This window comes from Massilia sp., from assembly GCF_031995545.1.
Lineage (GTDB): Bacteria > Pseudomonadota > Gammaproteobacteria > Burkholderiales > Burkholderiaceae_D > Telluria.
The window spans coordinates 43,729-63,416 of record NZ_DAMAGA010000013.1 but is presented as its reverse complement, the minus strand read 5'-3'; the positions used below and the strand labels follow the sequence as shown (position 1 = coordinate 63,416).

At 65.6% G+C, this 19,688-nt stretch carries 21 protein-coding genes; 14 read left to right on the top strand and 7 right to left on the bottom strand.

The window, feature by feature from the left end; genetic code table 11:
- Positions 1-90: 90 nt before the first annotated feature.
- The gene (locus RTQ83_RS11800; RefSeq protein WP_312514580.1) at positions 91-675 is read right to left on the bottom strand and encodes a hypoxanthine-guanine phosphoribosyltransferase; all 585 of its coding nucleotides are present in this window, start codon (positions 673-675) and stop codon (positions 91-93) included.
- Positions 676-864: 189 nt separating this feature from the next.
- On the opposite strand from RTQ83_RS11800, the gene RTQ83_RS11795 reads away from it, so the two are divergent.
- The 6 genes from RTQ83_RS11795 to RTQ83_RS11770 all read left to right on the top strand — a co-directional run bounded on the left by RTQ83_RS11795 (position 865) and on the right by RTQ83_RS11770 (position 5,821).
- Complete coding sequence (locus RTQ83_RS11795) at positions 865-2,682, top strand: aminopeptidase P family protein (protein ID WP_312514578.1); 1,818 nt, start codon at positions 865-867, stop codon at positions 2,680-2,682.
- 1 nt (position 2,683) lies between these two features.
- Positions 2,684-2,944 carry a hypothetical protein gene (locus RTQ83_RS11790; protein WP_312514576.1) on the top strand — a complete coding sequence of 87 codons (261 nt, stop codon included), beginning with the start codon at positions 2,684-2,686 and terminating at the stop codon, positions 2,942-2,944.
- A 30-nt stretch (positions 2,945-2,974) separates the two neighbouring features.
- Complete coding sequence (locus RTQ83_RS11785) at positions 2,975-3,718, top strand: MgtC/SapB family protein (protein WP_312514574.1); 744 nt, start codon at positions 2,975-2,977, stop codon at positions 3,716-3,718.
- Between the two features lie 44 nt (positions 3,719-3,762).
- Entirely contained in the window at positions 3,763-4,341 is a 579-nt protein-coding gene (locus RTQ83_RS11780; RefSeq protein WP_312514572.1) for a DUF924 family protein, read from the top strand.
- A complete protein-coding gene (locus RTQ83_RS11775; RefSeq protein ID WP_312514570.1) occupies positions 4,341-5,171 on the top strand; it encodes a Rossmann-like and DUF2520 domain-containing protein in 831 nt (276 codons plus the stop codon). Before RTQ83_RS11780 ends, RTQ83_RS11775 begins: the two co-directional genes overlap by 1 nt.
- Positions 5,172-5,299: 128 nt before the next feature.
- A complete protein-coding gene (locus tag RTQ83_RS11770) occupies positions 5,300-5,821 on the top strand; it encodes an SRPBCC domain-containing protein (protein ID WP_312514568.1) in 522 nt (173 codons plus the stop codon).
- Here the strand turns inward: RTQ83_RS11770 and RTQ83_RS11765 are convergent.
- Positions 5,813-6,718, bottom strand: a complete 906-nt coding sequence (locus RTQ83_RS11765) for a LysR family transcriptional regulator (RefSeq protein ID WP_312514566.1) — start codon at positions 6,716-6,718, stop codon at positions 5,813-5,815. The two genes, RTQ83_RS11770 and RTQ83_RS11765, sit on opposite strands and share 9 nt — an antisense overlap.
- Before the next feature lie 108 nt (positions 6,719-6,826).
- Between RTQ83_RS11765 and RTQ83_RS11760 the strand changes: the two genes are divergently transcribed.
- The 4 genes from RTQ83_RS11760 (at position 6,827) to RTQ83_RS11745 (ending at position 9,174) form a co-directional block, all read left to right on the top strand.
- Complete coding sequence (locus RTQ83_RS11760; RefSeq protein WP_312514564.1) at positions 6,827-7,204, top strand: MAPEG family protein; 378 nt, start codon at positions 6,827-6,829, stop codon at positions 7,202-7,204.
- Between the two features lie 121 nt (positions 7,205-7,325).
- Positions 7,326-7,688, top strand: a complete 363-nt coding sequence (locus tag RTQ83_RS11755; RefSeq protein WP_312514562.1) for a hypothetical protein — start codon at positions 7,326-7,328, stop codon at positions 7,686-7,688.
- Between the two features lie 135 nt (positions 7,689-7,823).
- Positions 7,824-8,420 (top strand): alpha-ketoglutarate-dependent dioxygenase AlkB, encoded by a 597-nt coding sequence (locus RTQ83_RS11750; RefSeq protein WP_312514560.1) that lies wholly within the window; start codon positions 7,824-7,826, stop codon positions 8,418-8,420.
- 178 nt (positions 8,421-8,598) lie between these two features.
- Positions 8,599-9,174 (top strand): porin family protein, encoded by a 576-nt coding sequence (locus RTQ83_RS11745; RefSeq protein WP_312514558.1) that lies wholly within the window; start codon positions 8,599-8,601, stop codon positions 9,172-9,174.
- Positions 9,175-9,266: 92 nt separating this feature from the next.
- Here RTQ83_RS11745 and RTQ83_RS11740 read toward each other — a convergent pair whose 3' ends face one another.
- The 3 genes from RTQ83_RS11740 to rarD all read right to left on the bottom strand — a co-directional run bounded on the left by RTQ83_RS11740 (position 9,267) and on the right by rarD (position 12,628).
- Positions 9,267-9,800 carry an REP-associated tyrosine transposase gene (locus RTQ83_RS11740; protein WP_312514556.1) on the bottom strand — a complete coding sequence of 178 codons (534 nt, stop codon included), beginning with the start codon at positions 9,798-9,800 and terminating at the stop codon, positions 9,267-9,269.
- Positions 9,801-9,971: 171 nt separating this feature from the next.
- Positions 9,972-11,639: an energy-dependent translational throttle protein EttA gene (gene ettA, locus RTQ83_RS11735; RefSeq protein WP_312514554.1), complete on the bottom strand. Its 1,668-nt coding sequence runs from the start codon at positions 11,637-11,639 to the stop codon at positions 9,972-9,974.
- A gap of 107 nt (positions 11,640-11,746) precedes the next feature.
- Positions 11,747-12,628, bottom strand: coding sequence for an EamA family transporter RarD (gene rarD / locus RTQ83_RS11730; RefSeq protein ID WP_312514552.1), 882 nt, complete (start codon positions 12,626-12,628; stop codon positions 11,747-11,749).
- Positions 12,629-12,801: 173 nt separating this feature from the next.
- Here rarD and RTQ83_RS11725 point away from each other — a divergent pair, with 173 nt between their 5' ends.
- The 4 genes from RTQ83_RS11725 (at position 12,802) to RTQ83_RS11710 (ending at position 17,976) form a co-directional block, all read left to right on the top strand.
- A complete protein-coding gene (locus RTQ83_RS11725) occupies positions 12,802-14,679 on the top strand; it encodes a potassium transporter Kup (protein WP_312514550.1) in 1,878 nt (625 codons plus the stop codon).
- Positions 14,680-14,828: 149 nt separating this feature from the next.
- On the top strand, positions 14,829-15,266 hold the full coding sequence (locus RTQ83_RS11720; RefSeq protein WP_312514548.1) for an FKBP-type peptidyl-prolyl cis-trans isomerase: 438 nt from the start codon (positions 14,829-14,831) through the stop codon (positions 15,264-15,266).
- 115 nt (positions 15,267-15,381) lie between these two features.
- Positions 15,382-15,618: a hypothetical protein gene (locus RTQ83_RS11715; RefSeq protein WP_312514546.1), complete on the top strand. Its 237-nt coding sequence runs from the start codon at positions 15,382-15,384 to the stop codon at positions 15,616-15,618.
- Positions 15,619-15,705: 87 nt separating this feature from the next.
- Positions 15,706-17,976, top strand: coding sequence for a PEP-CTERM sorting domain-containing protein (locus tag RTQ83_RS11710; RefSeq protein ID WP_312514544.1), 2,271 nt, complete (start codon positions 15,706-15,708; stop codon positions 17,974-17,976).
- Between the two features lie 20 nt (positions 17,977-17,996).
- Here RTQ83_RS11710 and RTQ83_RS11705 read toward each other — a convergent pair whose 3' ends face one another.
- Positions 17,997-18,464 carry a GNAT family N-acetyltransferase gene (locus tag RTQ83_RS11705; RefSeq protein ID WP_312514542.1) on the bottom strand — a complete coding sequence of 156 codons (468 nt, stop codon included), beginning with the start codon at positions 18,462-18,464 and terminating at the stop codon, positions 17,997-17,999.
- 152 nt (positions 18,465-18,616) lie between these two features.
- Positions 18,617-19,663: a histone deacetylase family protein gene (locus RTQ83_RS11700; protein ID WP_312514678.1), complete on the bottom strand. Its 1,047-nt coding sequence runs from the start codon at positions 19,661-19,663 to the stop codon at positions 18,617-18,619.
- Between the last annotated feature and the right edge of the window lie 25 nt (positions 19,664-19,688).

The following is a 19,688-nucleotide window of genomic DNA, read 5'->3' as shown; positions in this document are numbered from 1 at the left end:
CCTACGGTATCCGGACATTCGTAGGGTTGGCGGCTCCGCCGCCGACGCGTCGATACGCGACCGTCGAACTGCCGCGTTGTTATAAACGGTTTACTCGACCCGCTTCAAATCTTCGGGCCGGATCGTCCACAAGCCCGGCAGATTGCGCCAGTACCCATACACATCCATCCCGAATCCGACCACGAACTGGTTCGGCAGCGTGAGCCCCACCAGATCCGCCTGGATCGGCTTCTTGCGCCCCAGATCCTTGTCCGCGAACACCGCGATGATCACTTCCGCCGCGCCCATGTCGAGCAGGCGCTGCTTGACGTGCGCCAGCGTCTCGCCTTCGTCCAGGATATCGTCGAGCAGGATGATGATGCGCCCGGCCACGTTCTGGCGCGGCACCACTTTCCACACCAGCTGGCCGCCGCGGTCTTCGTCGCCGTAGCGGCTGACGTGGATGTAGTCGAAGTCGAGCGGGAAGGACAGTTGCGGCAGCAGGTTCCCGGTGAACACCACCGCGCCGCCCATCACCCCCAGCACCAGCGGGAATTCGGTGGCGCCTTCTAGATCGAAGCGGGCATTCAGGCGGTCGGCGACGCGTTTCACCGCATCTTGTACTTGCTGGGGATCGACGATTTGGGTGGCGTTGGCCAGCAGCGCGCGGGCGCGCTCGTGATGGAATTCGTGCATGGGTCTACGAGGCTGTTGATTGCCGGGCCATTATGCGCCATCCCGGTGCGAGGCCGCGTCCCGTTGGCCCGCAGTGGACTCGTCGGCCGAACAGGCCGCATGATGTCATGGCGCAATGATCGAACGCGCCACAGCGCAGCATTGCGGCGTATCATACGTGGCTTGGAAAACTCAGCGAAGCACCAAGCCATGCCCAACACCGATCTCCAGACCGCCCGCACCAACCGTCTCGCGCAGCTGCGCGCCGCCATGGCGGCGGGCGGCATCGACGCCGTCATCGTCCCGTCGAGCGACCCGCACCTGTCGGAATACCTGCCCGGCCACTGGAAGGGCCGCGAATGGCTGTCCGATTTCACCGGCTCGGTCGGCACCTTCATCGCCACCGCCGACTTCGCCGGCGTCTGGACCGATGGCCGCTACTGGACCCAGGCCGAGGCCGAACTGGCCGGTTCCGAGATCGCGCTGATGAAGATTCCCGGTGCGGCCAGCATGCTGCACGTGGACTGGCTGGCCGCCAACCTGGCCGTCGGCCAGACCGTGGCGGTCGATGCCCGCGTGCTGGGCCTGGCCGGCGCGCGCCTGCTGGAGACGGCGCTGAAAGCCAAGGGCGTGGTGCTGCGGACCGACGTCGATGTGCTCGACCAGGTCTGGACCGGGCGTCCTTCGCTGCCGCTCGATGCCGTATTCGAACACCTGCCGCCGTTCGCCACCGTGAGCCGCGCCGACAAGCTGGCCGCCACCCGCGCCGCGATGGAAGCGCATGGCGCCGGTTTCCATTTCATCTCGACGCTGGACGATATCGCCTGGCTGTTCAACCTGCGCGGCGCCGACGTCAGCTTCAACCCGGTGTTCCTGGCGCATGCGCTGATCGGCCGCGCCGACGCCACCCTGTTCGTCGGCGAAGGCAAAGTACCCGAGGACGTGCGTGCGCGCCTGGAAGCCGACGGCGTGCATCTGGCGCCATATGCGAACGCCGTGCATGCGCTGGAATCGCTGCCGGACGGCGCCACGCTGCTGGTCGATCCGCGCCGCATCACGGCCGGCATGCGCGCCGCGGTGCCGTTCGGCGTGAGCGTGGTCGAGGCGATCAACCCGACCACCTTCGCCAAGTCGAAGAAGCTGGAAAGCGAAGCGGTCAACGTGCGCGCCACGATGGAGCAGGACGGCGCCGCGCTGTGCGAATTCTTCGCTGCGCTGGAGCCGCTGCTGGCAGACGCACAGCGACAGCCGATCAATGAAGTCGACATCGACACCCGCATCACCGCCGCGCGCGCACGCCGTCCCAACTTCATCAGCGCCAGCTTCTCGACCATCGCCGGCTTCAACAGCAACGGCGCGATCATGCATTACCGCGCCGTGCCTGAAGGCTGCGCCGTGATCGAAGGCGACGGCCTGCTGCTGATCGATTCGGGCGGCCAGTACCTGGGCGGCACCACCGACATCACGCGCGTTATTCCCGTGGGCACCCCGAGCGAAGCGCAGAAGCGCGACTACACGCTGGTGCTGAAAGGCCTGATCAATCTGTCGGCCACGCGCTTCCCTCGCGGCACCCGCGCGCCAATGCTGGACGCGATCGCGCGCGCCCCGATCTGGGCCCACGGCATCGACTACGGCCACGGCACCGGCCACGGCGTCGGCTACTTCCTGAACGTGCACGAAGGCCCGCAGACGATTTCGCCGGCAGTGCCGCCGGACCCGCACACCGCGATGGAGACGGGCATGATCACCTCGATCGAGCCGGGCATCTATCGCCCTGGCCGCTGGGGCATCCGCATCGAGAACCTGGTGCTCAACGAAGTCGCCGAAAGCACTGAGTTCGGCGAATACCTGGCCTTCGAAACGCTGACCCTGTGCCCGATCGACACCCGCTGCCTCGACAAGTCGCTGCTGCGCGCGGACGAAATCGCGTGGCTGAACGACTACCATGCCACCGTGCGTGCGCGCTTGAGCCCGCACGTCGAAGGCGCGGCGTTCGAGTGGCTGATGCTGCGCACGGAGGCGATCTGATATGGCCAGCTCACGTTCCACCCGCGCCAGCAGCGCCGTCGAACGCCTCAAGCGCCGCACCGGCAACGACCTGTGGTCGATGGCGCGCACCGGCGACGGACACTTCTTCCTGTCCGAAGCGCCAGGCAGCCCGGCCCTGTGCGCGCCGCTCGAACTGGACGACTTCGTCGCCTTCGTAAACGGCCTCGGTCCGCAGGAAGTGCAGCGCATCAGCAAGCACGATGCGGCCTTCGAAAAACAGCTGGTGCGCAAGAAGCCATAATCGCCGTATGAACCACCGCCGGTCACGCGCATGAGCGAACTTGACCTGATCTCGAGGTACTGGTCGCCGCGCGAACTGTTCACCAATGGCCTGATCCTGCTGCACCTGTGCGGGGCGCTGGCGCTCGGCCTGCTGGTCGGCTACGAGCGCGCCTATCACGGCCGCGCGGCCGGGATGCGCACCTATGGCCTGGTGTGCATGGCGTCGTGCGCGCTGACCATCCTGGCCGGCTTCCCCGATTCCTGGTACGGCGGCCATGTCAGCATGCTGGCGCCGATCGACCCGACCCGCATCATCCAGGGCGTGGTCACCGGCATCGGCTTCCTCGGCGCCGGCGTGATCATGCGCGAAGGTTTCAACATCAGCGGCCTGACCACGGCGGCCTCGATCTGGGCCTCGTCGGCGATCGGCGTGTTGATCGGCATCGGCTTCTATCTGGCGGCGATGGGCCTGGCCTTCCTGTCGGCGATGATCATGATCTACCTGAACCGGCTCGAGACTTTCCTGCCGTCGCGCCACGCGGTGGCGGTGCGGATGCGCTTCCGGCCCGAGTTCATGCCGCGCGAAGAAGCGCTGCGGCGCCTGGCGCTGGAGCGCGGCTACGAAATCGCCGGCAGCTCGCTCACCATCAGCAGCGACGAAGGACGCCAGGAATGGCGCTTCGTGGCGCTGGCGCTGTCGCGCAAGAGCGGCGCCTCGCTGTCGGTGCTGGCCGGCGAACTGGCGGCCTTCGACGGCGTCGAAGCGTTCCAGCTGTCGCACGCCCGTAACTGACGCGCCTTTACACATCACACAATAACAATCCAACGGGGTTATCCATGGATGCTCAAGAAGTACTCGATTTCTGGTTCCTGCCGACGACCGACGCCGGCTACGGCAAGCAACGCATGGAATGGTTCCGCAAGGACGCCGCGTTCGACGCCGCGATCCGCGACCGCTTCGGCGCCGCAATCGCGCAGGCCGTGACCGGCGGCCTGCGCGAATGGGATGAACAGGGTGCGCGCGGTGTACTGGCACGCATCCTGGTGCTTGACCAGTTTACGCGCAACGCCCATCGCAATACGCCGGAATCGTTCGCCGGCGATCCGCTGGCGCTCGCCGCCGCCCGCCAGCTGGTCGACAGCGGCGCGCACCTGAGCCTCACGCCGGTCGAGCGCCAGTTCGTCTACATGCCGTTCGAGCATGCCGAGGATGCGCGCATGCAGGAGCGCGCGGTCGAGCTGTTCACCGACCTGGCGGCCAGCCACGAAGGCTTCAACGAGGCGCTCGACTATGCGCACCGCCACCGCGGCGTGATCGCGCGCTTCGGCCGCTTCCCGCACCGTAACCCGATCCTGGGCCGCGCCTCGACCCCGGAAGAGCAGGAGTACCTGAGCCAGCCGGGCGCGGGGTTCTGATGGCGTTGAGTTTGAACCTGGTCGGCGCCGGCCACGTCGGCCGCGTGCTGGGACGCCTGTTCGCCGAACACGGCGTGTTCGCGCTGCAGGACGTGCTGACCCGCTCGCGCGCGAGCGCCGATGCGGCGGTCGCCTTCATCGGCGCCGGCCAGGCCTGCACCGATGTCACGGCGATGCGCGCGGCCCGCGTATGGCTGCTGGCGGTGAGCGACGACCAGATCGCGCCGGCCTGCGCGGCGCTGGCCGAGGCGCACGACCTGCAGGGCGCGCTGGTGCTGCACTGTAGCGGCGCCAAGGCCTCAAACGAATTGCAGGCGGCGCGCGAACATGGCGCACTGGTGGCCAGCGTGCACCCGATCCGCAGCTTCGCCGATCCGGATGCGGTGGCGCGCGACTTCGGCGGTACTTTCTGCGGCATCGAAGGCGACGCTGGAGCGCTGGCGCTGCTGGCGCCGGCATTCGAGGCGATCGGCGCGCGCACGGTGGCGATCGACGCCGCCGCCAAGACGGTCTACCACGCGGCCGCGGTGTTCGCGTCCAACTACCTGGTCACGGTGCTCGACGCCGCGCTGCGCGCCTACCAGGCGGCCGGCGTGCCGGAAGACGTGGCGCGCGAACTGGTGCGGCCGCTGGCCAGCGAGAGCATGGCCAATGTGTTCCGCCTCGGTCCCGCGGCGGCGCTGAGCGGACCGGTGGCGCGCGGCGACCTCGCGACCGTGGCGCGCCAGCAGCAGGCGCTGAAGGAATGGGATGCGGCGACCGGCGACCTGTACCAAGCGCTGGTGCCCTTGACGGCTGACCTGGCGCGGCGCAAGCGCGCCGCAGGGTAATCGACTGCGCCTGATATCAGGCGTACTGATGCATTGGATTTCGAAAAGCGATTGGACTGATATCAGCCCGGCCGCGATGATGACTGGATCAGCGCACACGGCGTGCGCCACCAACCTCAGAGGAACCAATGAGCGACATCCACTGGCCGCAAGGCTACCTGCCCGGCACCACCGACAACTACGTCTCGAATGAAACCATCGTGCGCGGTGCAAGCGCGGCCGCCGCGTGGGCCTTCCTGAACGACACCTCGGCTTGGGCCGCCTGCTACGACAACGCGACTGGCATCCATTTCCACGACGGTTCCGGACCGCTGCTGAGCGCCGGCGCGCGCTTTCGCTTCACCACCTTCGGCTTCCTGGTCGAAGCCGAAGTGACGGAATACGTGCCGCCGGCAGCGGGGCAGGCGGCGCGTATCGCCTGGCATGGCTGGGTCGAAGGCGATGCCGAAACGAGACTGGATGTGCACCACGCCTGGCTGTTCGAAGACCTGCCGGAAGGGCGGGTACGCATCCTGACCCAGGAAACCCAGACCGGCGCACCGGCGCGCACCCTGGCCGCGACGCGCCCGAATCCGATGCTCAATGCGCACCAGGACTGGGTCGACGGCATCGCCCGCGCTGTGCTGGCGCCAAGCGTGAAATCAAACTGAGCTATCCGCACAGGCGCGATACAGCACGTCGCGCAGCCAGCGCTGGGCCGGATCGTGGTGGGTGCGCTCGTGCCAGGCCATCACCTTGGTGAACCCCTCGATCGCCAGCGGCGGCTCGCGCAGCGCCAGCCCGCCGATGCCTGCTGCCAGCCGGCTCGGTGCCACCGCCACCAGGTCGCTGGCGCGCAGGATCTCGGGCAGGATCAGGAACGAGGCCACCGACAGCGCCACCCGGCGCCGGCGCCCGATGCGCGCCAGCGCTTCATCGGTGATGCCCTCGAAACGGTCGCCCGCGTACGACACCAGCGCATGTTCGAGCGCGCAGAACCGGTCCAGCGTCAGTTCGCCCTGCGCGGCCGGGTGATCCTCGCGCATCACGCACACGTAGCGCTCGTCGAACAAAGGGCGCGCATGCAGGTCGGGCGGGGTGCTGTGTGTGGTCACCAGGGCCAGGTCGATGTCGCCGCGCTCGAGCTGCGACTGCACCTGGGCGGCATCGACCGGCGCCAGCGCCACCCGTACCTGCGGCGCGCTGGCGCGCAGCGCCGCCAGGAAGGGCAGGGCGATCGCGCGCAGCGCGTAATCGGTGGCGGCCACCGACACCGTCAGCGTGGCCTGGGCCGGATCGAAGGCGGGCGGCTGCAGCAGCGCGTCGATATCGGCCAGCACCTGCTTGAGCGGTGCCGCCAGCGCCAGTGCGCGCGCGGTCGGCACCACGCCGCGCTGGGCGCGCACGAACAGCGGATCGCCGAAGCTGTCGCGCAGGCGCTGCAGGATGCCGCTCATGGCCGGCTGGGTCAGCGCCAGGCGCGCGGCGGCGCGGGTGACGTTGCGTTCGTCGAGCAGGGCGTCGAGTGCGTGCAGCAGATTCAGGTCCATGTTTCGCAGGCTGGTCATGCGCGGATTGTGCCATAGGCGAACATCGCATCCCCGCTGCCGCTGGCGTTCGTGACCGTAGTGCTTGCTAGAATGGCAGCCCTTTCGGATTGTTATCAAGGAAACGATATGCTGTTGACGGCGTGGGCTACATTGGCGGTGCTGGGCGTTTATTTCTGGACCTGGGGCATGGCGGCGCGCGCCCGCATCACGCACCGCGTGCCGGCGCCATCGATGGAGGGACCGGAAGGTTTCCTGCGCGCGCACCGGGTGCAGATGAACACGCTCGAGATGCTGCCGCTGGTGCTGGTACCGCTGTGGCTGTGCGCCGTGTTCACCGGCGACCTGTGGGCCGCGGCCGGTGGACTGGTGTGGTGCGTGGCGCGCATCATGTATGCGCTGGGCTATTACCGCGACCCGGCAAAGCGCGAAAAAGGCTTCATCCTCGGCATGCTTGCTTGCGCAATGTTAATTGGCGCCACAATCTGTGGTCTCTTGGTGCAATAACTCGCAGAAACTGCGAACAATCATCGACAAAGTTCCCGTATGGAAATAAGCTTGAGGGCTGACCAACCAACAAGCAAATCGCGCATGACTCCGAGGGTCACCCGCGCGACAGGAGAACGATATGTTGTTTCTGAAGAGCACGAGTGTGACCAAGGCTCCCGGCATTTACGAAGTCGATGTCGCGGCCAAGCCGCCGGGCAAGACCTTCGGTGTGTTCCTGGCCACCGATCCGGATAATCCGCCAAACGCCGTCCTTGCCGGCCTGGCCGAACTCGGCTTCGCCAATATCCACCAGCAAAGCTATATCCACCGCGACAAGGGCAAAGTGCTCGACCTGCACTTCCAGAAAGACGGTACCGATATGTTCAAGGGCTGGAAGGCGGACGAGTGCAGTGCCAATCTGGCGGCAATCGACACGCTGTTCGGCAATGTCGGCATCAAGGTCGAGCCGCGCGTGATGAGCCTGGCCGAAGCCTACGCCTGATCGCCCGGCAAACTCGTCCGGGCGCTGCGCCGTCGTCGAACCACGTCGGTTCACGATAGTCCTGTATCCTTGAAACGTCGTTCCTGCAGCAGCGGGACCGGCGTTTTTCGTTCGTGGACTCGTTACCAAAGCACCGTGGATCTCTTTGCCGCAGACACCTCGCTCACCTCCATCCCTCTCGAAGACGGTGAACTGGCCTGGCTTGCCCAGCTGCCGCTGCCCTGGTCCAATGCCGACGTCATGGCACGCCTGGTGCGGGAAACCGACTGGCGTGAAGAAACCATCGTCGTCTATGGCAAGCGCCACCTGCAACCGCGCCTGAGCGCCTGGTACGGCGACGCCGCGTATTCCTATTCCGGCTTGCGTCTGGACCCGGCGCCGTTCACTCCCTTGCTGGAGACACTGCGTACGGCAGTGCAGGACGTTACGGGCCACGGTTTCAACAGCGTGCTGCTGAATCTGTACCGCAACGAACGAGACAGCATGGGCATGCACAGCGACGACGAACCCGAACTGGGACCCGAGCCGGTCATCGCATCGCTCAGCTTTGGCGATGTCCGCACCTTTATCCTGAAGCATAAACACAACAAGAAAACGGTTCGCCTCGATCTCACTGATGGCAGTCTGTTACTGATGTCAGGTTCTACTCAGAAATATTGGTTGCATGGCATTAATAAAGTGGCGCGAACGTTACAACCGCGTATCAACCTAACTTTCAGGAAAATCGGCTAACTCTCTGGTAATTATATCGATTCTGCTAGCAATTTAAGTTACTGACTGGTCAGTAAGTTACACTTTATTACAGTTCTTACCGAATCAGCACGGACTTGCGCTTTTGGCAGTGCTATCTTGGTCACATCGCGATTCGTTGGGAATTGCGAACCAGTTGAACAAGAAGAGGAATTCTGAGATGAAAAAGCTGATCATTGCACTGCTCGCAACCACCGCCGCCGTGTCGGCAGTCCAGGCCCAGGAAATCGCACCGCGCTTCTACCTCGGCGCCGGCGTCGTGGGTACCGACTATAAAGACGGCATGCGCGCTGGCGCAACCAACACCGACATCGACACCTATAAAGCTTCCGGCAAGATCTTCGGCGGTTACGAGTTCAATCGTAACTGGGGCGTCGAAATCGGCCACACCGACTTCCGTAGCGCCGACATCCACTACAACTTCGCCGGTGCCCCGGGCAACGGCCAGATCGACGGTCGTTCGAGCTATATCGCAGCCAAGTTCAGCACTCCTCTGAACGAACGTTTCGTGGGCTACGCCAAGCTGGGCGCCGCGCACAACAAGAACGAACTGTCGGCCGTCAACGCTTCGCTGAGCCAGCGTGAAAGCGACAACACCGTCTACGGCGGCCTGGGCGTGCAGTACAACATCAACCAGGACGTGTCGGTGATCGCCGAATACGAACGCTACGGCAAGAACCGTGACTGGGGTGTCAGCCCGAACAACTTCACCATCGGCGCGAAGTACGCTTTCTAAGCTGAACGCTCCCATGACAAAAAAGGCCCTGCGGGGCCTTTTTTGTTGCTCGTGGATAGCAAGCAGGATCGGTGCGCGGCTGGCGCCGCTGCTCACAGGCGCGCCAGCACCTGCTCCTGCGGCCGGGTAACCCACGGCGGCACGATCAGGCTCGGCGCCGGCGTGTCATGGCCGGCCGAGACGAAGCGATGCAGCGACGACCACGGCCAGTCGCGCGCTTCGTCACAATGGCCATGACGTACGGCGTCGGTATGGACGTAGTCGACCAGCGCGGCGTAATCGTCGTCGTCGCCGACGCGGTAATGGCGATAGTGGCGTTCCCACACGGCGCCGTCGTCGACCTCGGGACGGCCGGTCTTGCGCAGCGCTTTCGAGAATGCGATCTTGACCGCGCGCCAGCGGCTGGAACAGTCGTGGTCGCCCGGTGGCAGGGTCCAGATCGCATGGGCATGGTCGGGCAGCACGGCCCAGGCATCGACGTGGAAGGGGCGGCGCGTGCGCGCCAGCCGCATGGCTTCGCCGAATGCGGAAATATGTTCGGTCAACAGGGTACTGCCGCGGTCAAGCAGGCGCACCGTGAAGAAGAACGTCCCGCCCGGGACGCGGTTATGACAGTAATCTGGCATGGTCTGGTCGGCACCAGGCACGCATGGCGGCCGTGGTCGACAAACTTCCGGTAGTCCTCATCCACGAAGATTCTACACACAGTTATTTTATGACCGTGATTCGTTTCCGCTAATAAAAAAAGCCCGCCAGATGGCGGGCTTTCCTTTACGAAACAAGTGCTTGCGTCAGGATCAGGTGGTCAGCGGCTTGTAGCGGATACGCTTCGGCTTGGCGCCTTCTTCGCCCAGGCGTTTCTTCTTGTCGGCTTCGTATTCCTGATAATTACCGTCAAAGAAGGTGACTTGCGAATTGCCTTCGAAGGCCAGGATGTGGGTCGCGATACGGTCCAGGAACCAGCGATCGTGCGAGATCACCATCACGCTGCCGGCGAACTCGAGCAGCGCGTCTTCCAGCGCGCGCAGGGTTTCCACGTCCAGGTCGTTCGACGGTTCATCCAGCAGCAGCACGTTGCCACCTTGCAGCAGGGTCTTGGCCAGGTGCAGACGGCCGCGTTCGCCGCCCGACAGGTTGCCCACCACTTTTTGCTGGTCCGAACCCTTGAAGTTGAAGCGGCCCAGGTAGGCGCGCGACGGCATCTCGAAGCGGCCGACGCTGAGCATGTCGGCGCCGCCGGAGACGTCGTCGAACACGGTCTTGGTATTGGCCAGTTCGTCGCGGTGCTGGTCGACCAGCGACACGCGCGCGGTCTGGCCGATCTTGACTTCGCCGCTGTCCGGCTGCTCTTTGCCGGCGATCATCTTGAACAGGGTCGACTTACCGGCGCCGTTGGGGCCGATAATGCCGACGATCGCGCCTGGCGGCACGGTGAACGAGAGGTTGTCGATCAACAGGCGGTCGCCAAAGGCCTTCGAGACGTTCTTGAATTCGATGACTTCATTGCCCAGGCGCTCGGCCACGGGGATGAAAATCTCTTGCGTCTCGTTGCGCTTCTGGTATTCGAATTCGCTCAGTTCGTTGAAGCGGGCCAGGCGGGCTTTCGACTTGGCCTGGCGCGCCTTCGGATTCTGGCGCGACCATTCGAGTTCTTTCTGCAGCGCTTTCTGGCGCGCCGATTCGGTGGCTTCTTCCTGCTTCAGGCGTGCCTGCTTCTGGTCCAGCCACGACGAGTAATTGCCCTTCCATGGGATGCCATGGCCGCGGTCCAGTTCCAGGATCCATTCGGCGGCGTTGTCGAGGAAGTAGCGGTCGTGGGTGATGCCGACCACGGTGCCCGGGAAGCGCAGCAGGAACTGCTCCAGCCACTCGACCGATTCGGCGTCCAGGTGGTTGGTCGGTTCGTCGAGCAGCAGCATATCGGGCTTGCTCAGCAGCAGTTTGCACAGCGCCACGCGGCGCTTCTCGCCGCCCGACAGCACGCCGATCTTCTGGTCCCACGGCGGCAGGCGCAGCGCATCGGCCGCCATTTCCATCTGCAGGTTGAGGTTGCCGCCATCGGCCGCGGCGATGATCGATTCCAGACGCTCCTGCTCCTTGGCCAGGGCGTCGAAGTCGGCGTCTTCCTCGGCGTAGGCCGCGTACACGGCTTCCAGCTTGGCTTGCGCTTCGAAGGCTTCGCCCAGGCCGCTTTCGACTTCCTGGCGCACGGTTTTTTCAGGATCCAGCTGCGGTTCCTGCGGCAGGTAGCCGATGTTCAGGTTCGGCATCGGGCGTGCTTCGCCCTGGATGTCGGTGTCGATGCCGGCCATGATTTTCAGCAGGGTCGACTTGCCCGAGCCGTTCAGGCCCAGCACGCCGATCTTCGCGCCCGGGAAGAAGGACAGCGAAATATCCTTGAGGATCTGGCGTTTCGGTGGGACGATTTTGCCCACGCGATTCATGGTATAGACGTAATTGGCCATGCTTTAACTCTGGTGTTGTTCAAGGAGCACAGGATACGACAGAACCTGCGCCCGACACAGGATTTATTGGACCTCGCGGCCGAAATCCGGTGCCGGAATGCGCGCGCTCAGGATTTGGCCGGTGCGGGCGTACGGCGCAGCAAGCCTTCGCCGGCGAACAGGATCAGCGCGCCCCAGATCAGCGCGAAGCCGACCAGGCGGTCCGCCGTGAACGCTTCCTTGAACAGCAGCACGCCGAGCAGGAACTGCAGCGTCGGCGACAGGTATTGCAGCAGCCCCAGGATCGACAGCGGAATCTTGCGCGCGCCGGTGGCGAACAGCAGCAGCGGAATCGCGGTGAAGGGACCGGCCATGACCAGCAGCCATTGGGTGGTGGCGGACTCGGTGGTCAGGAACACGTTCTGGCCATTCACGGTCAGCCAGACCACATAGCCGGCCGCCAGCGGGAACAGCACCATGGTCTCGAACGACAATCCTTCCAGCGCACCCAGCGCCGCGGTCTTGCGCAGCAGGCCGTAGGCGCCGAACGAGAAGGCCAGGATCAGCGCGATCCACGGCACCGTGCCGGCCTGCCAGGTCAGCCAGCCGACGCCCAGGGCGGCGACTGCAATCGCCGCCCACTGGGCCGGCCGCATGCGTTCCTTCAGGATCAGGTAGCCGAGCATGATGTTGACCAGCGGATTGATGAAGTAGCCGAGGCTGGCTTCGATCACGTGGTGATTGGTGACCGACCAGATGTACACCAGCCAATTGGCGCTAAGCAGCAATGCCGACAGTACGAAGCTGAAGAACACGCGTGGCTGGCGTACCTGCTCCAGCCATTTCCACTGGCGCCGAAGTATCAGCAGGATCAGCAGGAAAGCGAGCGACCACACCATGCGGTGCGCCAGGATCTGCAGCGGCGGCACTTCATCGAGGGCGTGGAAATACAGGGGGAACAAGCCCCAGCACAGGAAGGCCAGAGCGGCGTAGAGGATGCCAGAGCGCATGGAAATGAAGAGAGGGGAATCGATTGCAAGAGCGGCATTATCCGCCAATCCGCACGAGGTTGCTGGCGCAGCCAATATTTACGGGGGTGTATGATGCCTCACGAAATGTTCTTGCAATTTAACGAGCGATATTCTATGGTGCGCCGCACCAATACAACAGCAATGGTGCAATCTTGACGCCTGAAAACAAGAAGAGCAGCCTGGCCGCACTAACCCTGGCGGCGGTCGGTATCGTCTACGGCGATATCGGAACCAGCCCGCTGTACACGCTGCGCGCGGTATTCGACCAGGAACATGGACTGCCTCTGCATCAGGCCAATATCATGGGCGTCATCTCGCTGATCTTCTGGGCCCTGACGATCATCGTCTCGCTCAAATACGTGACCCTGGTGCTGCGCGCCGACAACCGCGGCGAAGGCGGGATCATGGCGTTGATGGCGCTGGCCACCAATTCGGTGACGCGCCATTCGCGCTGGAGTTATCCGCTGCTGTTCATCGGCGTGGTCGGCGCCACCATGTTCTATGGCGACAGCGTGATCACCCCTGCGATTTCGGTGCTGGGCGCGATCGAGGGCCTGGAAGTAGCGGCGCCCGGCATGTCGCATTACGTGGTGCCGCTGGCGGTGGTGGTGCTGGTGGTGCTGTACAGCGTGCAGCGCCACGGCACGGCCGGCATCGGCCGCTTCTTCGGTCCGGTGATGCTGGTCTGGTTCCTGGCGCTGGCGGCGATGGGCATCATCAATATCCTCGAAGCGCCGGTGATCCTGAACGCGCTCAATCCGTATCACGCGCTGCACTTCATGCTGGCCAACAAGATGCTGGCCTTCGTCGCGCTCGGCGCGGTGGTGCTGGCGATCACCGGCGCCGAAGCGCTGTACGCCGACATGGGCCACTTCGGCCGCAAGCCGATCCGCATGGCCTGGTTCCTGATCGCCTATCCGGCGCTGACCCTGAACTACCTGGGCCAGGGCGGCCTCTTGATCGTCGACCCGACCGCGGTGGAAAACCCGTTCTTCCACCAGCTCGGCACCTGGAGCGTGATCCCGCTGGTGATCCTGTCGACCATGGCGGCCGTGATCGCGTCGCAGGCGACCATTTCCGGTACCTATTCGATGACCAAGCAGGCGATCGCGCTCGGCCTGCTGCCGCGCATGCGCATCATGCACACCTCGGAAAGCGAGATCGGCCAGATCTATATCCCGGCCGTGAACTGGCTGCAGCTGGTGGTGGTGCTGATCGCCGTGATCGGCTTCGGTTCCTCGGACGAACTGGCAGGGGCATATGGCATCGCGGTCACCGCGACCATGACGATGACCACCATCCTCACCTTCTTCGTGACGCGCTACCGCTGGCACCTGCCGCTGTGGGTGTGCCTGGGCGCGACCGGTTTCTTCCTGACCATCGACATCCTGCTGTTCTCGTCCACCGCGTTGAAACTGTTCCACGGCGGCTGGTTCCCGCTGCTGATGGGCCTGACGCTATTGATCCTGATGCTGACTTGGAAGCGCGGCCGCGAGCTGGTGTTCCAGAACCTGCAGAAGCATGCGATTCCGCTGGAAGCGTTCATGGAGTCGTTGTTCGTGGCGCCGCCGACGCGGGTGCCCGGCACCGCGATCTTCCTGCGCGGCGAAAGCGACGGCGTGCCGCATGCGATGCTGCACAACCTGTCGCACAACAAGGTGCTGCACGAGCGCGTGGTGTTTCTTACGGTGCACATCCGCGAGGAGCCGTGGGTGGCGCCGGACGAGCAGATCCAGATCGTCGACCTTGGCCACAACTGCTACCAGCTGAACATCCACTACGGTTTCAAGGACGAGGCCGACATTCCGGACATCCTGGAACGCAGCGGCGAGCTCGGCCTGCAGTTCGAGATGATGGAAACCTCGTTCTTCATCGCGCGCCAGACCGTGATCTCGGCCCCGGGCGGCGGCATGGCGCCGTGGCGCGAGAACCTGTACGTGGCGATGTCGCGCAATGCGCGCAGCGCGGCCGACTATTACCAGATCCGTACCAACCGCGTGATCGAGCTGGGGACGCAGATCGAGATCTGATGTGGGGACAGGAGGCAGGGAGGGCGTCGGAATTTCCCCACAGAATACAAATCGCTGACAAATTCACCACAGTTTCATGGAGCCGCTCCGGTAAGGTACAAAGTTTCGTTTCGCAAACTTTGTTTGCCCTTACCTTCCAAGGACCTACCATGAAGCTGAAGTTCCCAGTGATCGCCGCCTTCGCCGCCATGCTCGCCCTGAGCGCCTGCGGCGGCGGCAGCGACGACAATGGCGGCAACACCGCGGTCAGCAGCCCGACCACCCTGACCAAGACCGACATCGCCGTCGGCACCGGCGCCGAGGCCGTGACCGGCAAGCGCGCCACCGTCGATTACACCCTATGGCTGTACGACGCGTCGAAATCGGACTTCAAGGGCGTGCAGAAGGATGCCGGCAAGGGCTTCCAGTTCGCCGTCGGCAGCCAGGGCGTGATCCGTGGCTTCGACCAGGGCGTGACCGGCATGAAGGTCGGCGGCAAGCGCACCGTGCTGGTACCGTCCAGCCTGGGCTATGGCTCCACCGGTTCGAACGGCATTCCACCGAACGCCGGCCTGGTGTTCGAAGTGACGCTGACCAAGGTCGAGTAATCTGGTAGTGACGCCGGCCGGACCGGCGTCGATGGGCGGCGCGCACGACTGATCTGGCGCACGGTCCGCCATCCTGCAACGGGCGATGCTCGGGGCCCCGATTGGAGCCTCGAGCATGCGCCCGTTTTCTTTTTGTCTGCCCCTTTGCTTCCTGCTGATCCTGGGTGCTCCCGGCGCCGTGGCCGGCGAGCCGCCTGCCGGCAGGGCCGAGCGCGTCATCGGTCGCGCCTGCGATGCCGGTGCGCGCGCTGCGGACGCATCCACGCATGCCGCCGATGAGCCGCCGGCCTGGCTGCTGCTGGCCTCGGCCGTGGTGCTGTTGGGCGCCGGCCGCCTGGCGGGACGTCCCTGAGTCCACGCGTACTCCTGCGCTGGCGCAGAACCGCACCCATTCCTTTGCGCGATGGTTGAGATTCGTCGCACATGCAAAGGATCCGACATGTTTCTCCGCAAATATTTCTCAGATATCTGGACAACGTTTTCGCTGACGAGGCTGCTGCTGGTGCTTGCATATGCGTCGCCGTTGGCTGCGACGGCCGCGCCGATCTACCGCATGACGCTGCTGCCGCAGGACTTCAGCGCCGCGGCGCTCAACCGCGCCGGCCTGGTGGTCGGCACCGCGCAGGGCGGGGCGGCGATCTGGTCGCCCGAGACCACCACCTATCTCGGCGCGCTGCTGCCGGGCAGCCAGGGGCTGGCGATCAACGGCAGCGGCGCCATCGCCGGCATCGCCGGCGACGGCGTCTTCGTCTATGCCGGCGGCGCGCTCTCCAGTTTCAGCCTGCCACTGAGTACTTGGGCCACCTCGATCAACGATGCCGGCCAGGTGGCCGGCTTCTCCAGCGAAGCGTTCGGCATCCGGCGTGGCTTCGTGTATGCCGGCGGCGCCTTTACCGACCTGCCCACCTTCGGCGGCGAGATCAGCGTGGCGAATGCCATCAACGCCGGCGGCCAGGTGGCGGGTTACGCCAGCGTGGCAACCGATGGCAATGACTGGCCCGACCCGCAGCGCTACGCCGCGCTGTACAGCAACGGCCAGGGACGCAATCTCGGCTCGCTCGGCGGCCTGATCAGCGAAGCGAACGATGTCAGCGACAGCGGCTTCGTCGCTGGCTGGTCGACCCTGGCCGATGGCATCGGCGAGCGGCCCTTCCTGTTTTCGCCGCTTGAAGACAGCATGCGCGACCTCGGCACGCTCGGCGGCGTGGTCGCGCGCGCGAATGCGCTCAACAATGCGGGCGCCGTGGTCGGCCTGTCCGACATCGGCGGCGCCGACGGCTTCGATTACCACGCCTTCCTGTACCGGGCCGGCGGCATGGCAGACCTGAACGATCTGGTGGGCGGGCTGGGTGACTGGCGCTTGATCACCGCGACCGACATCAACGACGCCGGCCAGATCCTGGCCGAGGCTTGCCGCGACGGCCTGGGCGAGTGCCGCGCGGTACGGCTCGATCTGGTGACGTCGGTGCCGGAACCGGGCGTCTGGGCGCTGATGGCGGTGGGGCTGGTGGCGCTGCTGTGGCACGCGTGTCGGCGTGCGCGGTCCGGCGTGCAGCCCGATGCATCGGCGCCGGCAGCAGCAGGCGAGCATGTGCGCAAGAACATGCGCAAGGACATGCGCAAGAATGCAGGCAAACGCGCGCCGCTGGCGGCGGCTGCATTGGGCGCACTGCTGGCTGCGGGGCCGGCAGCTTCGGCCGCGCAGGCGCAAGCGGCTGCAGCGGCAGCGGTTGCACCGCCCGCGCCGCAGCAGGCGCCGCCCGGAGCGGGCCGTTTCCGCGTCACCTTCCTGCCGCCGGCGCTGGTCGCCAGCGCCATCAACAGCCGCGGCGACGTGGTCGGCTACAACGGCAGCGCCGCCGTTTGGGATGGCAGCACGCTGCGCGACTATGCGACGCTGGCGCCGGGATCGGCCGGATACGGGATCAACGGCCGCGGCGACGTTGCTGGCGGCTACCTGGGCGCGGCGTACGTGTTCTCGCCGGCGGGCGTGCGCAACGTGGCACGGCAGATCCTGCAGGGGTCGAGCTACGCCATCGCGCTCAACGACAGCGGCGTCGTGACCGGTGGCTCGTATTTCGGCGTGGGCGAGCGCTCGCGCGGCTTCGTGCTGACGGCCGGCGTGCTGCGCATGATCCCGAGCCTGGGCGGCGACTGGAGCAGCGCGGCGGCGATCAACCGCAGCGGCCAGGTGACCGGCACCGCCGCGCTCGAAGGCGATGCGATTCCCGAACCATTCCGCCACGCCTTCATCTTCCGCGACAAGACCATCGTCGACATCGGCACACTGGGCGGCAGGAACAGTACCGGCAACGACATCAACGATGCCGGCCAGGTGGCCGGCGGGGCCGAGACCGGGGCGCTGGACGAGAACGGCAATCCGGTGCAGCGGCCTTTTTTGTACAGCGGCGGTGCGATGCAAGACCTGAGCGTGCTGGGCGGCATCCCGAACGTCAGCTACGGCGTCGCGAACGGTCTCAACAATGCGGGAACGGTGGTCGGCGAATACGTGGCCGAGACGCCCGACGGCCCGGCATCGCGCGCCTTCCTGTACGAAGGCGGGCGGATGCGCGACCTCAACGAGCTGACCACGCTGCCGGCGGGCTGGGTGCTGAACTGGGCGCGCGACATCAACGATGCGCGCCAGGTGCTGGCGCAGGCTTGCGGCCCGCAGAGCTGCCTGTACGTGCGGCTCGATCCGGTGCCGTGAGCCCCGCCGCGTAGGTGCGATCAGCGCAGCATGTCGATGTGCATGATGCCGTCTTCGTCGTACGGCGCGGAGACGGTCTGGAAGCCGAAGCTCTGGTAGAAGCGTTCCAGGTATTGCTGGGCGCCGATGCGGATGCGGTGGCCCGGGTACAGCGCCTCGGCGCGGGCGATGCCTTCGTCCAGCAGGGCGCGGCCGGCGCCCGTGCCGCGTGCGGCGGCGGTGGTGACCACGCGTCCGAGCGACATCTCGTCGTACTTGGCGCCCGGCGCCAGCACCCGCAGGTAGGCGGCCAGCACACGCTTGCCGTCGACCGTGCGCCAGCCGAGCAGGTGGTGGGCTTCGAGGTCATGGCCGTCGATGTCGGGATACAGGCAGGTCTGCTCGAGGATGAAGACGTTCTGCCGCTGGGCCAGCACTTCGTACAGGTCGAACGGGGACAGGTCGGCGAAACGGGAGAATTGCCAGTCGATCAGGCTAGGAGTGGTCATGTGCGCAAAGGAATTGTCGGAAAGCGGACGGTATTGTGCCACGCCGCGCCGCCCTGGTTCGGCATCGCTTCGGCATCGATCAGGCCTCGCTTCGGCATCGGCTCGGCCCCGGTTGGCCGCCGGTTCGGCATCACTTCGGTATCACGTCGACCTCACTCGGCCGCGGTCTCGAAACCTTCCAGCACATTGACCGCATGAATACCCGCTTCCGCGCCGCCATGGCCGCCTTCGAACACGAAAGCGGTCGGCAGGCCGAGGTGGGCGATGCGCTCGCCCAGGCGCAGGAAGTCGCCGCTCTGCAGGCCGAAGCGAGCGTCCGCTCCGAGCGGGCAGGTATCGACGCCGAGCGACACCACCAGCGCCTGCGGCCGCGCCATCGCGAGCTTCACGCAGCCGGTCTCGAGCGCGGCGAACCAGTGGGCGGCCGTGCTGCCGGGCGGCAGCGGGATGTTCAGGTTGAAGCCGGCGCCGGCGCCGTTGCCGGTCTCGTCGGCGTGGCCGGTGTAGAACGGCCAGGCGCCGCGCGGGTCGGCGTGCAGCGAGACCACCAGCACGTCGTCGCGGCCGTAGAAGATGCCCTGCGTGCCGTTGCCGTGGTGGTAGCCGAGGTCGAGGATGGCGACTCGCTCCAGGCCGTCGTCCAGCAGGTGCTGGGCCGCCAGCGCGGCATTGTTCAGGAAGCAGGCGCCGCCGAAGAAGTCGATGCCGGCGTGGTGGCCGGGCGGGCGCGTCAGCGCGAAGGTACCGCGCTGGCCGCGGCGCAGCGCGTGCGCGGCGTTGACCGCGCAGTCGGCGCCGGTCTTGGCCGCGATCCAGGTGCCGGCAGTGAGCGGCGTGATGCAGTCGAACGAATACAGGCCTAGGCGGGCGATGAACGGATCGGGTTCGATGTCGGCGCGCAGGGTACGCACCGGCCAGGCGGCGGGCAGGGCGTCGCGGGCGGCATTGGCCGGGTCGAGCGCGATCCACTCGCTCCAGGCCGTGCGCAGGAAGTGCAGGTAGCGCGGGCTGTGCACCCGCTCGAGCGTCACCGGCGGCACGCCGTGCGGCGTCACGATCGCGCCCAGGCCGCGCCGCTCGCATTCGCGCAGCACTGCCGTAACTTGCTCGGGCCGGTCCAGCGGCAGCGCCTGATCACCGCGCCGGGGATCGGCGCGGCCGGCATGCTGGACGTGGTGTTCGTTATAAAACGTGAGCAAATTCACCTCGCGATCACGGCACCGG

What these genes read in the sequence shown, in the direction of transcription:
- RTQ83_RS11800 (WP_312514580.1), bottom strand. Translation starts at nt 675, where the DNA reads ATGCACGAATTCCATCACGAGCGCGCCCGCGCGCTGCTGGCCAACGCC.
- RTQ83_RS11795 (WP_312514578.1), top strand. Translation starts at nt 865, where the DNA reads ATGCCCAACACCGATCTCCAGACCGCCCGCACCAACCGTCTCGCGCAG.
- RTQ83_RS11790 (WP_312514576.1), top strand. Translation starts at nt 2,684, where the DNA reads ATGGCCAGCTCACGTTCCACCCGCGCCAGCAGCGCCGTCGAACGCCTC.
- RTQ83_RS11785 (WP_312514574.1), top strand. Translation starts at nt 2,975, where the DNA reads ATGAGCGAACTTGACCTGATCTCGAGGTACTGGTCGCCGCGCGAACTG.
- RTQ83_RS11780 (WP_312514572.1), top strand. Translation starts at nt 3,763, where the DNA reads ATGGATGCTCAAGAAGTACTCGATTTCTGGTTCCTGCCGACGACCGAC.
- RTQ83_RS11775 (WP_312514570.1), top strand. Translation starts at nt 4,341, where the DNA reads ATGGCGTTGAGTTTGAACCTGGTCGGCGCCGGCCACGTCGGCCGCGTG.
- RTQ83_RS11770 (WP_312514568.1), top strand. Translation starts at nt 5,300, where the DNA reads ATGAGCGACATCCACTGGCCGCAAGGCTACCTGCCCGGCACCACCGAC.
- RTQ83_RS11765 (WP_312514566.1), bottom strand. Translation starts at nt 6,718, where the DNA reads ATGACCAGCCTGCGAAACATGGACCTGAATCTGCTGCACGCACTCGAC.
- RTQ83_RS11760 (WP_312514564.1), top strand. Translation starts at nt 6,827, where the DNA reads ATGCTGTTGACGGCGTGGGCTACATTGGCGGTGCTGGGCGTTTATTTC.
- RTQ83_RS11755 (WP_312514562.1), top strand. Translation starts at nt 7,326, where the DNA reads ATGTTGTTTCTGAAGAGCACGAGTGTGACCAAGGCTCCCGGCATTTAC.
- RTQ83_RS11745 (WP_312514558.1), top strand. Translation starts at nt 8,599, where the DNA reads ATGAAAAAGCTGATCATTGCACTGCTCGCAACCACCGCCGCCGTGTCG.
- RTQ83_RS11740 (WP_312514556.1), bottom strand. Translation starts at nt 9,800, where the DNA reads ATGCCAGATTACTGTCATAACCGCGTCCCGGGCGGGACGTTCTTCTTC.
- ettA (WP_312514554.1), bottom strand. Translation starts at nt 11,639, where the DNA reads ATGGCCAATTACGTCTATACCATGAATCGCGTGGGCAAAATCGTCCCA.
- rarD (WP_312514552.1), bottom strand. Translation starts at nt 12,628, where the DNA reads ATGCGCTCTGGCATCCTCTACGCCGCTCTGGCCTTCCTGTGCTGGGGC.
- RTQ83_RS11720 (WP_312514548.1), top strand. Translation starts at nt 14,829, where the DNA reads ATGAAGCTGAAGTTCCCAGTGATCGCCGCCTTCGCCGCCATGCTCGCC.
- RTQ83_RS11715 (WP_312514546.1), top strand. Translation starts at nt 15,382, where the DNA reads ATGCGCCCGTTTTCTTTTTGTCTGCCCCTTTGCTTCCTGCTGATCCTG.
- RTQ83_RS11710 (WP_312514544.1), top strand. Translation starts at nt 15,706, where the DNA reads ATGTTTCTCCGCAAATATTTCTCAGATATCTGGACAACGTTTTCGCTG.
- RTQ83_RS11705 (WP_312514542.1), bottom strand. Translation starts at nt 18,464, where the DNA reads ATGACCACTCCTAGCCTGATCGACTGGCAATTCTCCCGTTTCGCCGAC.